Raw genomic sequence first — 14,278 nt, 5'->3', positions numbered from 1 at the left:
TGAGCATCCGATGAACAAGCAGCAGAACACCCCCATCGTCGAACTGAAGGCGGTCGGCAAACACTTCCGCGCCGCCGACGGCTCGGCCAGATCGGTGCTCGAAGGCGTCGACTTCACGCTGCGCGAGGGCGAGATCGTCGCCCTGCTGGGCCAGTCCGGCTCGGGCAAGTCGACCATGTTGCGCATCATGGCGGGCCTGATCCAGGCCGACAGCGGCCAGGTGCTGTATCGCGGCATGCCGCTGTACGGCACGGCGCGCGGCATCCGCATGGTGTTCCAGTCGTTCGCCCTGTTCCCCTGGCTGACGGTGCAGAAGAACGTCGAGCTGGGGCTGGAGGCGCAGGGCATGCCGGCCGAGGAGCGCGCGCTGCGCGCCGAGAAGGTGATCGACCTGATCGGCCTGTCCGGCTTCGAGGGCGCGCTGCCGCGCGAGCTGTCGGGCGGCATGCGCCAGCGCGTCGGCATCGCCCGCGCGCTGGTGATGGAGCCGGAGGTGCTGCTGATGGACGAGGCCTTTTCGGCGCTCGACGTGTTGACCGGCGAGCGGCTGCGCGAGGAGATCCTCGAACTGTGGCAGTCCGGCCAGATCCCCACCAAGGCGATCCTGGTGGTGTCGCACAATATCGAGGAGGCGGTGATGATGGCCGACCGCGTGCTGATCTTCGCCAGCGACCCCGGGCGGGTGCGCGCCGAGCTGCCGATTTCGCTGGCGCAGCCGCGCAAGGCGGCCGGGCCGGAGGTGCGCGCCTTGATCGACAAGGTCTACGAGTTGATGACGGCCGGCGCCGCGCGGCCGGGCCTGATCAGCGAAAAGGAGGTCAAGCTGCAACTGGGCGACCGTCTGCCGCAGGCCGACATCTCGCACATGGAGGCGATTCTGGAGCTGCTGGCCGAGGAGCCCTTCCACGGCCGCGCCGACCTGCCGCAGCTGGCCGAAGAGACCGAGCTGACCGACGACGAGCTGCTGCAGGTCTTGAACGGCTTGATTTTGCTGGGCTTCGCCTATCTGACCGAAGGCGACATTCTGGTCACGCCGCTGGGCAGCCGCTACGTGGCCGGCAAGAACCTCGAACGGCAAGAGATCTTCGGCGCCCAGCTGTTGGAGCACGTGCCGCTGGTGGCCTACATCCGCCACGGCCTGTTGCAGGACCGTTCCGGTGATTTGCCCGAAGAGCTGTTCCTCAAGCTGCTGCGCTTCACCCTGAGCGAGGACGAGGCCGAGCGCGCGCTGCGCGTGGCCATCGAGTGGGGCCGCTACGGCGACCTGTTCGAGTACAACTTCAACACCGGCGTGATCCAGCTGCCCAAGGAAGACAAGGAAGAGCAGGCCGGCGCCGACTAAGCGGCGGGCTCCACCGCGGGGTCAGCACAGCGGGGTCAGTGCCGACATTCGGACACGGCCTCAGCTATAGCACAGCGGGGTCAGTGCCGACATTCGGACACGGCCTGAGCAGTAGTAGCACAGCGGGGTCAGTGCCGACATTCGGACACGGCCTGAGCAGTAGAGCTGTCGATACACGCTAGTAAAGCTCAGCTCGTGTCCGAATGTCGGCACTGACCCCGCCCTTGCAGCTATCAGGCGGCGAGCTTTTTGAAGACGCGGCGGGCCGCTTCGATGGTGGCGTCGATGACGGCGTCGTCGTGCTGGGCCGAGACGAAGCCGGCTTCGTAGGCGGCCGGCGCGAAGTAGACGCCTTCGTCGAGCATGTGGTGGAAGAAGACGTTGAAGCGCTCGCGGTCGCCGGCCATCATCTCGGCGTAGTTGTTGGGCGGCGTGGCGCTGAAGTACAGGCCGAACATGCCGCCGATGGCGTCGGCGCAGAACACCACGCCGGCTTCCTTGGCGGCGGCGGTCAGGCCGTCGGCCAGGCGGCGCGCGGTCGCGCCCAGGCGCTCGTAGAAGCCTTCCTCCTGGATCAGCTTGAGGGTGGTCATGCCGGCCGCCACCGCCACCGGGTTGCCGGACAGGGTGCCGGCCTGGTAGACGGCGCCCAGCGGCGCCATGTGGCTCATCAACTTGGCGCTGCCGCCGAAGGCCGCCACCGGCAGGCCGCCGCCGATCACCTTGCCCAGCGCGGTCAGGTCGGGCACGATGCCGTAGACCTGCTGGGCGCCGCCGAGGGCGACGCGGAAGCCGCACATCACTTCGTCGAAGATCAGGATGGCGCCGTGCGCGGTGCACAGGCGGCGCATCGCTTGCAGGAACTCGGGGCTGGCCTTGATCAGGTTCATATTGCCGGCCACCGGCTCGACGATGACGCAGGCGATCTCGCCACCCATGTTGGCGAAGGCGTCTTCCAGCTGCTGCACGTTGTTATAGTCGAGCACCAGGGTGTGCTTGACGAAGTCTTCCGGCACGCCGGCCGAAGTGGGGTTGCCGAAGGTGAGCAGGCCGCTGCCGGCCTTGACCAGCAGCGAGTCGGCGTGGCCGTGGTAGCAGCCTTCGAACTTGACGATCTTGTCGCGCCCGGTGGCGCCGCGCGCCAGGCGCAGCGCGCTCATGGTCGCCTCGGTGCCCGACGAGACCAGGCGCACCTGCTCGATCGACGGCACCAGGCGGCAGATCTCTTCGGCCATCAGCACCTCGCCTTCGGTCGGCGCGCCGAACGACAGGCCGCGCGTGGCCGCCTCCTGCACCGCCTTGACCACCTGCGGGTGGGCGTGGCCGACGATGGCCGGACCCCAGGAGCCGATGTAGTCGATGTAGCGCTTGTCGTCGGCGTCCCAGAAGTAGGGGCCGTCGGCGCGGGTGATGAAGCGCGGCGTGCCGCCCACCGAGCGGAAGGCGCGCACCGGCGAGTTGACGCCGCCGGGGGTGGTTTTCTGGGCGCGGGCGAACAGCGTGTCGTTGTTGGAGATCGTGGTCATGGTCGGTTCTTTACAAGGTTGTCGGGGGAACTGCGGCGCCGGCGCGGCGGCAAGGCGGGCTGGCGGCCGGCGGCCCGGCGCCACGGCGGTGGATCGACCGGAGGCCGCCGTCGACGCTCATTGGCTGCCGGCGGCCGGCGCGGCGGCGGCGGGGTTGAGCATGAAGAAGCGGTTCGGCACCAGCTTGCCCATGCCGTAGCGCTGGGCGTTGGCCAGCGCGCCGACGGTGTATTCCTGCGCCGCCAGCACCGCCTCGATGGCGTCGGCGCCGCGCGCCATGTTGGCGGTGATCGCCGCCGACAAGGTGCCGCCGGCGCCCAGGAAGGGGCCGGGCAGGTGCTGCCAGGTGTCGTGGCTGATCATGCCGTCGGCGCCGAACAGGGTGTTGGCCAGGGTGTTGGCGTGCGCCGCCTCGCCGCCGACGCCGGCCGGGGTGCCGGTCACCAGCACGAACTCGCAGCCCAGCGCCAGCAGGTGTTCGACGTCGGACTCCATGGTCTCGTCGGCGCTTTCGCGCCAGGTTTCGGCCAGGCGGCCCAGCTCGACCTGCGACAGCATCAGCAGCGTGGCCTGCGGGATCAGCAGTTGGCGCAGCGCCGTCAGCAGCTCCTCGTGCTCGCCGTCGTCGGGCTGCTCGGGCATGCGCGAGCTGAACGGGTCGAGGATCAGCGGCGCGTCCGGGTAGTCCGAGAGGATCTCGGCGATCGCCGAGACGTGCTCGATGTTGTCCAGCGCGCCGACCTTGAAGGCGGCCACCGGCATGTCTTCGAGCAGCACGCGGGCCTGGTCGCTGACCCAGTCGGGGTCGATCTGCTGCTGGTCCTCGATGCGCGCGCTGTCGCCAATCAGCAGGGCGGTGGTCACCGAGATGCCGTTGCAGGAGTGGGCGGCAAATACCGCCAGGTCGGCCTGGACGCCGATGGCGCCGACCGGATCGGCCACGCCGAAGCTGAATATGAGAGGAGAAGTTTGGTTTTGCACGGCGGGTAGATTAAGATACCTAATTCAGCATTTTACTAGATAGAAGGATGGCCGAACGTGAGTAGCAACGAAACAACGCAGCAGTTCCAGACCTGGATGTGCCTGATCTGCGGCTGGGTCTACGACGAGGCGGCCGGTTTGCCCGACGAGGGCATCCCCGCCGGCACCCGTTGGGCCGACGTGCCGATGAACTGGGCCTGCCCGGAATGCGGCGCCCGCAAGGACGATTTCGAGATGGTGGCGTTCTAATAGCCGCCCGGCCGGCCCGTCGCCGGCGCGCGGCGGCGCCGCGCTATGCTATCGTGTAGCCTCATCCCAGTGAACCGACTATGACGACGACGCCGCAATCGACAGGTTTGAAAATCATGGTGATCGACGACAGCAGCACGATCCGTCGCTCGGCCGAGATCTTCCTGAGCCAGGCCGGCTATCAGGTGGTGTTGGCCGAGGACGGTTTCGACGCGCTGGCCAAGATCAACGACCACCAGCCGGCGCTGGTGTTCTGCGACATTTTGATGCCGCGCCTGGACGGCTACCAGACCTGCGCGCTGATCAAGCGCAGCACGCGCTTCCACGCCACGCCGGTGCTGATGTTGTCGTCCAAGGACGGCCTGTTCGACCGCGCCCGTGGCGCCATGGTCGGCTCGGCCGCCTACCTGACCAAGCCCTTCACCAAGGACAGCCTGCTGGCGGCGGTGCGCGAGCACACCGCCGGCGCGGCCGCCTTGCCCCCCCATGCATAAGAAAGTCGCAGGCACCCCATGTCCATCCACCGCATCCTGATCGTCGACGACTCGGCCACCGAACGCTACTACCTGACCGAGATCCTCGAGCGCAACGGCTTTTCCGTCACGATCGCCGAATCCGGCGAGGAGGCGCTGTTGAAGATCCGCGCCGACAAGCCCGAGCTGATCCTGATGGACGTCGTCATGCCCGGCGCGAACGGCTTCCAGGTCACCCGCGCCATCGCCCGCGACCCGGAGCTGAGGGACGTGCCGGTCATCATCTGCTCCAGCAAGAACCAGGAGACCGACCGCATCTGGGGCAAGCGCCAGGGCGCCCGCGACTATCTGGTCAAGCCGGTCGACGCGGCCGAACTGTTGGCGTCCATCGCCGCCCTTGAGTAGCCGATGAGCGCCAGCGGCCGCGATCCCGTGACGGCGCCCGACGGCGCCGAGCGGCGCAGCCGTCTGCGCCAGTATCAGGTGCAGCTGCTCGAACGCATGCAGGCGGCCGCCAGCGGCGCCGTGGTCGGCGGCCGCGAGCTCGGCGTGCAGCTGGGCGGGCGCCGCTTCCTGCTCGACCTGACCCAGATCAGCGAGATCGCGCCGCCGCAGGCGCTGACGGCGGTGCCGCTGGCGCAGCCCTGGTATCTGGGCCTGGCCAATCTGCGCGGCGCGCTGAGCGGGGTGGTCGACCTGGCCCGCTACCTGGATATCGGCGCCGTGGCCGCCGGCCCGCAGGCGCGCCTGGTCAGCTTCGCGCCCGGCCTGGGCTGCCCCTGCGCGCTGTTGGTCGAGCAGGTGCTGGGCCTGCGCCGGCTCGACCAGTTGGAGCCGGCCGAGGCGCCCGAGGTGTCCGACGCGGCCGGCGACGCCGACGCGGCGGGGCGGGGCGGGGCGGCGCCGGCCGCGCCCTGGTGCAGTCAGTATTTCCGCGAGCGCGACGGCGCCCATTGGACGAGGCTCGACCTGGCGTTGCTGCTGCGCGAGCCACGGTTTTTGCAAGTCGGTTTGTAGTCGGCCTGGCCGCACGAATGGGAGACGGTGGAATGGGATTCATGAAGGCTTTATTCTCGCGCGACAAAGCGGACGCCGGCCACGGCCCCGACTCGGCCTTCGCCGACGCCGGCGACTCGCAGTTTCTCGGCACCAGCAGCGCGGCAGCCGCTCCCGCTCCCGCTTCCGCTCCGACTGCCCCCGCCGCCGCCGCCGCGGGGCCGGCGGGCGACGCCGCCGACGCGCCCTTGCGCCTGCGCGACGCCATCCGCCGCCGTGGCAGCGCCGCGCCGGTCGACGCCGGCCCGGGCCTGAAGCTGCCGCTGATCGGCCACCTGCCGCCGCAGCGCCAACTGAGCATCCTGTCGACCAGCCTGGCCGTCAGCCTCGGCCTGTCGGTGCTGTTCGTCGCGCTGAACACGGTGCGCGGCGCCGGCCGCTCGACGCAAACCCAGGTGGCCAGCGACGCGTTGATGCACTCGCAGCGCATCGGCAAGGCCGCGCCCAACGCGGTGCAGGGCAACGCCGAGGCCTTCCGTCAACTGGAGGAGAGCCGCAAGGAACTCAACAACGACTTCCGCCTGATGGCCGGCGGCGGCAACTACCAGGGGCGCAGCATCGGCGCGCCGCGCGCCGGTCTGGCGCCGGTGGTGGCGGCGGCGCGCCAGCAGTGGAACAACTCGGAACAGGCGGCCGGCACCATCCTGCTGCTGAAGGCCGACCTGAGCGGCTTCGACCGCACGCTGCGCGAGATCAACGCCGCCTCGCCGCGCCTGCTGGCGATGAGCGAGGAGATTTCGGCGCTGAAGCTGGCGCGCGGCGGCAACGGCCACGAGCTGGCGGCGATCGGCCGGCTGACCATGCTGACCCAGCGCATGAGCCGCAGCGCCAGCGAGTTCCTCACCTCCGGCGGCATCAGCTCGGAGACCGCCTTCCAGCTGGGGCGCGACACCACGGTGTTCCGCACCACCATCGACGGCTTCCTCAACGGCAGCCCGGCGCTGCAGCTGGCGGCCAGCCGCGACGCCGAGCTGCGCGGCAAATTCGAGGCGCTCAAGGGCGCCTTCGAGAACTACCAGAAGCAGGTCGGCGCCATCCTCGACAACCTCGACAAGTTCAGCGCCGCGAAGGGCGCCGAGCAGCTGATCTTCAGCCAGAACGAGACCTTGCGCCAGCACCTGGCCACGCTGCAGCAGGCCTACCGCGCCGACCAGGACTCGCTCGACCTGACCTTTTGGCTGATGGTGGCCGGCGGCATGCTGACCCTGTTGTCGGCCGCCGCCATCGGCCGCGTGCTGCTGCAGGATTCGTACAACCGCGCCCGTGGCGCCGAGCGGCGGCGCGGCGAGGCCGAGGCGCTGCGCCAGCAGTCGCAGCGCCAGGAGGAGGAGGCCAAGGCGATGAACGACCAGAACCAGGCGGCCATCCTGCGCCTGATGAACGAGCTGCAGGAGGTGGCCGACGGCGACCTGACGGTGCAGGCCACGGTGTCGGAGGACATCACCGGCGCCATCGCCGACTCGGTCAACTACACGGTCGAGGAGCTGCGCGGGCTGGTCGGCCGCGTCACCTCGACCGCCGAGCAGGTCACCGAGGCTTCCGGCCAGGCGCAGAACATCGCCAGCGACCTGTTGCTGGCCTCGCAGCAGCAGTCGCGCGAGATCCTCGACGCCAGCGCCACCGTGGTCAAGATGGCCAACGAGATCACCGACGTGTCGCGTTCGGCCAGCGAGTCGGCCGACGTGGCGCGCCAGTCGGTGGCGGCGGCGCGGCAGGGCTCCATGGCGGTGGAGAACGCCATCAAGGGCATGCACGAGATCCGCGAGCAGATCCAGGAAACCTCGAAGCGCATCAAGCGGCTGGGCGAGTCGTCGCAGGAGATCGGCGAGATCACCGAGCTGATTTCCGACATCACCGAGCAGACCAACGTGCTGGCGCTGAACGCGGCGATCCAGGCGGCGTCGGCCGGCGAGGCGGGACGCGGTTTCTCGGTGGTGGCCGAGGAGGTGCAGCGCCTGGCCGAGCGTTCGGCGGCGGCGGCCAAGCAGATCGGCGCGCTGGTGCGCACCATCCAGACCGACACCCACGACGCCGTCGCGGCGATGGAGCGCTCGACCCAGGGCGTGGTCGAGGGCGCGCGCCTGTCCGACGCGGCCGGCGCCGCGCTGAACGACATCAGCCAGGTGTCGAACCGGCTGGCCGAACTGATCTCCGGGATCTCCTTCGCCACCGGGCTGCAGGCCACTTCGGCCAACGGCGTGGCGCAGAACATCCAGCACATCTTGACGGTGACCGAGCAGACCCAGGGCGGCACCCAGCAAACCGCGCAGTCGATCCAGCAGCTGTCGCGGTTGGCGCAGGAATTGAAAAACTCGGTGTCGCGCTTCCGCATTGCGGCCTGAACGACATCACCTCACGCGCGGCGAGCCGGCAGCTTCCCGCGCGCATCCATTGAAAGGCCGAGCAAGCATGAGCAAGACTGATGTTCCGAACCCAGCGCAGGCGCAATTCGACACCGGACCCCTGTCCTGGGTGATGGTGGAGATCCGCGAGGCGCTGGCCCGCTCCAGGACCGCGCTGTTCGAGGCGGGCGGCAGGGCGGCGGAAGACCAGGCGACCCAGCTGCAGCACGCCAAGTCGCACCTGCACCAGGCCCACGGCGCGCTGCAGATGGTCGACGTCGACGGCGTCGCCCTGCTGACGGCGGCGGCCGAGCAGGCGCTCGAACGCTTCAAGGACGGCAGCCTCAAATGCAGCGCCGACCATGTCCACGTCGTCGCCCAGCTGTACCAGGCGCTGGTCGAATACCTGGAGGAGCTGCTCGACGGCGCGGCGGCCCAGCCGGCGCGCCTGTTCCCGTATTACCGCGCGGCGCAGGAGATGCTCGGCGCCGAGCGCATCCACCCGGCCGACCTGTTCTTCCCCGACCTGTCGCTGGCCGCCACGGCGAGCTTGCCGCCGGCCGCCGCCGACGCGGCGGGCGACCCGGCGAGCGACGGCTCGGCCGACTATTCGGCCTGGCGCCAGCGCTTTGAGAAATCGCTGCTGCCCTACCTGAAAAGCACCGACACGGCGCAGCAGCGCGAACACGCCGCCGCGCTGCGCGACGCCGTGGCCCTGGTGGCCGGCGCCCAGCGCGAGCCGGCCGCGCGCGCCTTCTGGCTGGCGCAGCAGGGTTTCGCCGAGCTGGTGGCCGACGGCCGCGTGGCCGGCGGCCTGTACGTCAAGCAGTTGTTCGGTCTGATCAATCTGCAGATCCGTCGCCTCAGCCAGGGTAACGCGGCCCAGCCCGAGGGCATGCTGCGCGACGCGCTGTTCTTCATCGCCACCGCCGATCTCGATGCCGCCGCTGGCGTCGACGGCGGCGCGGTTGTCGATAGCGCCGCCGCCCCGGTGGCGCGCCAGTTGCGCCGCGCCTTCGCGCTCGACGGCCAGGTGCCGGCCGACTACGAGGCGCGCCGCTACGGCCAGATCGACCAGCAGGCGCTGGCCCGCGCCCGCGCCGGCATGGCGCAGGCCAAGGCCAGCTGGGACGGCCTGGTCGAGGCGGTCATCGACCCGGCGCAGGGCGCCGCCTTCGACAGCGCCCTGCGGCAGACCGCGCAAGAGTGCGACACGCTGGGCCTGGCCGCGCTGAGCACATTGTTGCGCCAGCTGGCCGACGTCGCCGCCCGCGCCGTCAGCGCCGGCCGCAGCGAGGAACTGGCGCTGGAGATGGCCACCGCGCTGCTGTTCGCCGAACATGGCCTGGAGCAGATCCGCCATCTGCCCGACGACTTCAGCGCCCATGCCGACACCATCGGCGCGCGGTTGCTGGCGCTGGTGGCCGGCGAGGCGCCGCCGCAGCCGGCGCAGTGGCAGGGCGGACTGGCCCAGCGCATGCGCCAGGACGACACGGTGGCCGCGCTGTCGGCCGAAATGAAGAGCGGTTTGCGCCAGGTCGAGAAGGTGCTCGACGAGTACTACGTCGACGCGGCGACCCGGCCGGCGCTGGACGATCTCGATCCGGTGCTGCACCAGCTGCATGGCGCGCTGGCCATCCTCGACCAGGACGACGCCATGCGCGCCGTGCTGCAGGTGAGGCAGGCGGTGCGCCAACTGGCAGAGGGGCTGGGCGAGGCGCAGCAGCAGGCGCGGGCGCTTGACGAGATCGCGCAGAACGTCGGCGCGCTCGGCTTCTTTGTCGACATGCTGGCGCAGAACGCCGCCGGCGCGCGCGAACGTTTCGCCTTCGATGCCGAACACGGCAGCTTCCGCTCGCTGCCGTTCAAGAAGATCGCGGCGGCCGGCGCGGTGCCGCTGCTCGACGAAGCCATGCCGGCGGCGCCACCGCCGGCGGGACCGCAGGCCGAACCGGTAACGCCGGCCAGCGACGCGGCGGTCGAGGCCGAGCTGCTCGATATCTTCATCAGCGAGGCGCGCGAGGTGCTGGTCTTCGTCGACCACACGCTGGCGCAGCCGCGCCAGTTGGCCGGCGGCGTCGACAACCTGAGCATGCTGCGGCGTTCCTTCCATACGCTCAAGGGCAGCGGCCGCATGGTCGGGCTGAACCAGTTCGCCGACGCCGCCGCCAGCGTCGAGCGGGTGATGAATGTCTGGCTGGCCGAGGCCTGGCCGGCCAGCGACGCCTTGTTCGCGCTGCTGGAACACGCCGCGCGGGAGCTGGGTCTGTGGGTGGCCGAGCTGGTCGCCAGCGGCCACTCGGAGCGCAACGGCGCCGCGCTGATCGCCGCCGCCGCCGTGGTGCAGCAGGGCGGCGCCTTCGCCATCGCCATGCCGCCGGCGGCAGCGGACGCGGACCAGCAGTTCGAAGCGCTCGAAGTGCTCGAAGCGCTCGCGCCGCCGCCGGACGAGGTGGCGGAGGAGCTGGCGCCGCCCGCTGACGAAGTGGCCGAGGCAGTGACCGACGAACTGACAGAGGCGGTGACCGACGAAGTGACCGAGGCAGTGGCCGACGAAGTGGCCGAAAAATTGGCGCCGGAACCGGTCGCTGCCGCGCCTGCGACGCCGGCGCCGGCGGCCGGCAACGTGATCGAATTCCCCAGCATCGGCGTGCCGCTTCCCGCCCGCGACGACAATCTGAAGCACGTCGGCGAGCTGGATATTCCTCTGCCGCTGTTCAACATCTACCTGGCCGAGACGGACGAGCTGGTGCGCCTGCTGGCGCGCGACTTCGGCGAATGGCGCCACGAGCCGCGCCGTCCCGTCAGCGGCGAGGCGCTGCAGGCGGCGCACACGCTGGCCGGCACCTCGGGCACCGTCGGCTTCATGGCGCTGCGCGAGCTGGCGCACGCGCTGGAGATGACGCTGGAGGCGCTGCTGCCGCCGGCGCCGCATCTGGACCAGGCGCAGCACGACCTGCTCGATTTCACCATCGAGCGCATCCGCCAGATGCTGCAGAGCTTCGCCCAGGGCGACATGCCCGCCGCGCAGCCGGAGCTGATCGCCGCGCTGCTCGATTTGAGCGCGCAACTGGCGGCGACGCCGCCGGCGGCCAGCGACGATATCGAAGCCCGTCTGGACACCTTGCTGGCCGAGACGATGGAGAACCTCACGGCAGCGCCCGCGCAGGCCGGTGCGCCAGCCGATGTCGCCGGTGGCGCCGACGAGGTCGACGCGACGCCGCTCGATGCGCTGTTCCGCCAGTGTTTCAACAGTTTGAGCGGCACGATTCCGCTGGCGGAGCTGGCGCCGGCTGCGGTCAAGCCGAAACCGGTCAGCACCACCGACGATATCGACGACCTGTTTAGCTCCGCCTTCGACGACGCTTTCGACGAGCCGGCGCTGACCCAGATCGCCGCGCCGAACGTACCGGACGCCGAGCCGGGCCCAACGCCGCCGGTGCAACCGGTGCCATCGCCGGAGCCGGAGCCGGAGCCGGAGCCGGAGCGGATAGAGGAAGCGCAGCCGGAAGCGTTGTCGGAACCGCCGGCAGAATCCGAGCCTGAACCGGTAGCGCAACTGCTGCCGGAGGCGGAGCCGGAAACCGCGCCGGAACCTGAGCCGGAAGCGCAGCCCGAACCGCAGCCCGAACCGCAGCCGAAACCGGAGCCGGAACCGCTGGCCGAGCTGGAAGTCCCAGCCGAGGCCAACGCGCTGACCTTGGAATCCGAGCCGGCGCTGTCCTTCGCCGCGCCGCTCCTGGCGCTGCCGCTGGTGCCGGAGCCGTTGGCCGCCGCGCCGGCGCTATTCCACGACGAGATCGACGCCGACCTGCTACCGGTGTTTCTGGAGGAGGGCGCCGACCTGCTGCCGCAAGTGGGTCAACTGCTGCGCGCCTGGCACGCCGCCCCGGCCGACGCCAGCCAGGCCCAGTCGCTGTTGCGCATCCTGCACACGCTCAAGGGCAGCGCGCGCATGGCCGGTGCGATGCGTCTTGGCCAGCACGCCCACGAGATCGAAACCCACATCGAGAACATGGTCCACGCCGGCAGCGCCACGCCGCAGGCCTTCGACGAGCTGCTGGCCCACTACGACCACGCCATGCTGCTGTTCGAACAGCTGCAGCATCCGCCGGCGCAGACGGCGCCAAGCCGCGCCGACTCCGCCGCCGACACGCCGGCCATGCCGGCGGCGGCAAGCGGCGCGACCGAGCCGGCGGAGTCCGCGCAGGACGAGGCCCCGGCCGCCAAGACCGCGCTGGTGCGCGTGCGCGCCGACATCCTCGACCGCCTGGTCAACCAGGCCGGCGAGGTGTCGATCTCGCGTTCGCGCCTGGAGAACGAGGTTGCATCGCTGCGCAGCTCCCTGTTCGACTTCTCCGACAACCTGGCCCGCCTGCGCCGCCAGTTGCGCGAGGTGGAGATGCAGGCCGAATCGCAGATCGCTTCGCGCATGGCGGTATCGAGCGAGCGCGAATTCGACCCGCTCGAATTCGACCGCTTCACCCGCCTGCAGGAACTGACCCGCATGATGGCCGAAAGCGTCAACGACGTCGCCTCCTTCCACGAGAGCCTGAGCCGCAGCGTCGACAGCGCCGGCGAGGACCTGGTGCAGCAGGCCCGCCTGACGCGCGACCTGCAGCGCGACCTGATGCGGGTGCGCATGGTGCCCTTCGCCAGCATCGCCGAGCGACTGTTCCGCGTCGCCCGGCAGAGCGCCAAGGAGGTCGACAAGCGCGTCAACCTGGACATTCGCGGCAGCGCCGTCGAGATCGACCGCAGCGTGCTCGAACGCATGGCCGCGCCCTTCGAGCACCTGCTGCGCAACGCCATCGCCCACGGCGTCGAGACGCGCGCCGCGCGCGCCGCCGCCGGCAAGAACGAAACCGGCGAGCTGCTGGTGCAGGTCAGCCAGCAGGGCAACGAGGTGGTGATCGACTTCTCCGACGACGGCGGCGGGTTGGACTTGCAGCGCATCCGCGCCAAGGCGCTCAGCGTCGGTTTGCTGGCCGCCGGCGAGGAGATCAGCGACGTGCAGGCCGCCAACCTGATCTTCGAACCGGGCTTCTCCACCGCCGAGGCGTTGACCGAGTTGTCCGGCCGTGGTGTCGGCATGGACATCGTGCAGTCCGAGGCGCAGGCCCTGGGCGGCCGCGTCGACCTGTTTTCCGATCCGGGCAAGGGTGCCCGCTTCACCATCCACCTGCCGCTGACGCTGGCGGTGGCCCAGGTGGTGTTGCTGGGCGCCGGCGGCAAGACCTACGCGCTGCCGTCGGTGCTGGTCGAGCAGGTGCTGCAACTGAAGGAGGCGGCGCTGGCCGAGGCCTGGCAGCAGGGGCATATCGCCAGCCACGGCCGGGACGCCGCGCTGCACTACCTGCCGGCGTTGCTGGGCGAGGGCCGGGCGCGGCCGGCCGGCCAGCGCTCCAGCCCCGTGCTGCTGCTGAAGAGTGGCAGCGAGCGGCTGGCCTTGCAGGTCGACGAGGTGCTGGGCAACCGCGAGGTGGTCATCAAGAACGTCGGGCCGCAGCTGGCGCGCATGGTCGGCATCGCCGGCGCCACCGTGCTGGGTTCGGGCGACATCGTGTTGATCCTCAACCCGGTGGCCTTGGCCCAGCATCTGGCCCAGCATCCCGAACTGCGCGAGCAGTACGCGGTGGCGGCCAGCGACAGCCCGGCGCTGCCGCCGGCGCAGGGCAAGACCATCATGGTGGTCGACGACTCGCTGACGGTGCGCCGCGTCACCCAGCGTTTGCTGGAACGCGAGGGCTACCAGGTGGCGCTGGCCAAGGACGGCGTCGACGCGCTGGAGCAGTTGCAGGGCAGGGTGCCCGACCTGATGCTGGTCGATATCGAAATGCCGCGCATGGATGGTTTCGACCTGACCCGCAACGTGCGCGGCGACGAGCGCACGGCGGCCGTGCCGATCATCATGATCACCTCGCGCAGCGCCGACAAGCACCGCAACGTCGCGCTGCAGCTGGGCGTCAACGCCTACTTCGGCAAACCCTTCCAGGAGCCGGTGCTGCTCGGCACCATCGCCGGACTGTTGGGCGCTTGACACTTCCAGCAATCAATATTCAGCAATCAATATTTAGAAATAAAACGCAGTGACTAGCAAACCGGGGCCTTGGCCCCGGTTTGCGTTTGTGCGCGCTTTTTTTTCCGTACCGCCCCGCGCCGCCGGATGTCGGCTGGGAAATGATTGAACATTTGCAAGTCATTTGTGGGTAGCCGACCGGTAACTTAGCGTCTGTGGATACGGCGCGGCCTCTGAAGTTTGCGACACGCGGCGCCGGTTTCCATTAGTACTGCGGTAACGGTAGTTTC

General features: G+C 69.8%; 9 protein-coding genes. 7 read left to right on the top strand and 2 right to left on the bottom strand.

Translation table 11 applies throughout. The features are described from left to right. Positions 1-10: 10 nt before the first annotated feature. A complete protein-coding gene (locus H7U20_RS10190; protein ID WP_199759042.1) occupies positions 11-1,342 on the top strand; it encodes an ABC transporter ATP-binding protein in 1,332 nt (443 codons plus the stop codon). Positions 1,343-1,575: 233 nt separating this feature from the next. On the opposite strand, the gene hemL is transcribed toward H7U20_RS10190, so the two are convergent. After that, positions 1,576-2,868, bottom strand: a complete 1,293-nt coding sequence (hemL, locus tag H7U20_RS10185) for a glutamate-1-semialdehyde 2,1-aminomutase (RefSeq protein WP_199759041.1) — start codon at positions 2,866-2,868, stop codon at positions 1,576-1,578. A gap of 117 nt (positions 2,869-2,985) precedes the next feature. After that, positions 2,986-3,849 carry a bifunctional hydroxymethylpyrimidine kinase/phosphomethylpyrimidine kinase gene (thiD, locus tag H7U20_RS10180; RefSeq protein ID WP_199759040.1) on the bottom strand — a complete coding sequence of 288 codons (864 nt, stop codon included), beginning with the start codon at positions 3,847-3,849 and terminating at the stop codon, positions 2,986-2,988. Between the two features lie 96 nt (positions 3,850-3,945). Here thiD and H7U20_RS10175 point away from each other — a divergent pair, with 96 nt between their 5' ends. From H7U20_RS10175 to H7U20_RS10150, 6 genes are all read left to right on the top strand, one after another. Continuing rightward, positions 3,946-4,098: a rubredoxin gene (locus H7U20_RS10175; RefSeq protein ID WP_199759075.1), complete on the top strand. Its 153-nt coding sequence runs from the start codon at positions 3,946-3,948 to the stop codon at positions 4,096-4,098. 80 nt (positions 4,099-4,178) lie between these two features. Beyond that, on the top strand, positions 4,179-4,592 hold the full coding sequence (locus H7U20_RS10170) for a response regulator (RefSeq protein WP_199759039.1): 414 nt from the start codon (positions 4,179-4,181) through the stop codon (positions 4,590-4,592). An 18-nt stretch (positions 4,593-4,610) separates the two neighbouring features. Further along, positions 4,611-4,976 (top strand): response regulator, encoded by a 366-nt coding sequence (locus H7U20_RS10165; protein WP_233410639.1) that lies wholly within the window; start codon positions 4,611-4,613, stop codon positions 4,974-4,976. 3 nt (positions 4,977-4,979) lie between these two features. After that, the gene (locus H7U20_RS10160; RefSeq protein ID WP_199759038.1) at positions 4,980-5,588 is read left to right on the top strand and encodes a chemotaxis protein CheW; all 609 of its coding nucleotides are present in this window, start codon (positions 4,980-4,982) and stop codon (positions 5,586-5,588) included. Between the two features lie 32 nt (positions 5,589-5,620). Then, positions 5,621-7,969, top strand: a complete 2,349-nt coding sequence (locus H7U20_RS10155; protein ID WP_370593121.1) for a methyl-accepting chemotaxis protein — start codon at positions 5,621-5,623, stop codon at positions 7,967-7,969. A 67-nt stretch (positions 7,970-8,036) separates the two neighbouring features. After that, positions 8,037-14,009 (top strand): hybrid sensor histidine kinase/response regulator, encoded by a 5,973-nt coding sequence (locus H7U20_RS10150; protein ID WP_233410638.1) that lies wholly within the window; start codon positions 8,037-8,039, stop codon positions 14,007-14,009. Positions 14,010-14,278: the final 269 nt, after the last annotated feature.

Source organism: Rugamonas violacea, from assembly GCF_016461825.1.
Classification (GTDB): Bacteria; Pseudomonadota; Gammaproteobacteria; order Burkholderiales; family Burkholderiaceae_D; genus Rugamonas.
Note: the sequence above shows the minus strand (reverse complement) of the source record. Positions and strands in the feature narration are given on the sequence as shown.

Bases quoted from the DNA above. Each gene is read 5' to 3' on its own strand.
- H7U20_RS10190 (WP_199759042.1), top strand. From the start codon at position 11: ATGAACAAGCAGCAGAACACCCCCATCGTCGAACTGAAGGCGGTCGGC.
- hemL (WP_199759041.1), bottom strand. From the start codon at position 2,868: ATGACCACGATCTCCAACAACGACACGCTGTTCGCCCGCGCCCAGAAA.
- H7U20_RS10175 (WP_199759075.1), top strand. From the start codon at position 3,946: ATGTGCCTGATCTGCGGCTGGGTCTACGACGAGGCGGCCGGTTTGCCC.
- H7U20_RS10170 (WP_199759039.1), top strand. From the start codon at position 4,179: ATGACGACGACGCCGCAATCGACAGGTTTGAAAATCATGGTGATCGAC.
- H7U20_RS10165 (WP_233410639.1), top strand. From the start codon at position 4,611: ATGTCCATCCACCGCATCCTGATCGTCGACGACTCGGCCACCGAACGC.
- H7U20_RS10160 (WP_199759038.1), top strand. From the start codon at position 4,980: ATGAGCGCCAGCGGCCGCGATCCCGTGACGGCGCCCGACGGCGCCGAG.
- H7U20_RS10155 (WP_370593121.1), top strand. From the start codon at position 5,621: ATGGGATTCATGAAGGCTTTATTCTCGCGCGACAAAGCGGACGCCGGC.
- H7U20_RS10150 (WP_233410638.1), top strand. From the start codon at position 8,037: ATGAGCAAGACTGATGTTCCGAACCCAGCGCAGGCGCAATTCGACACC.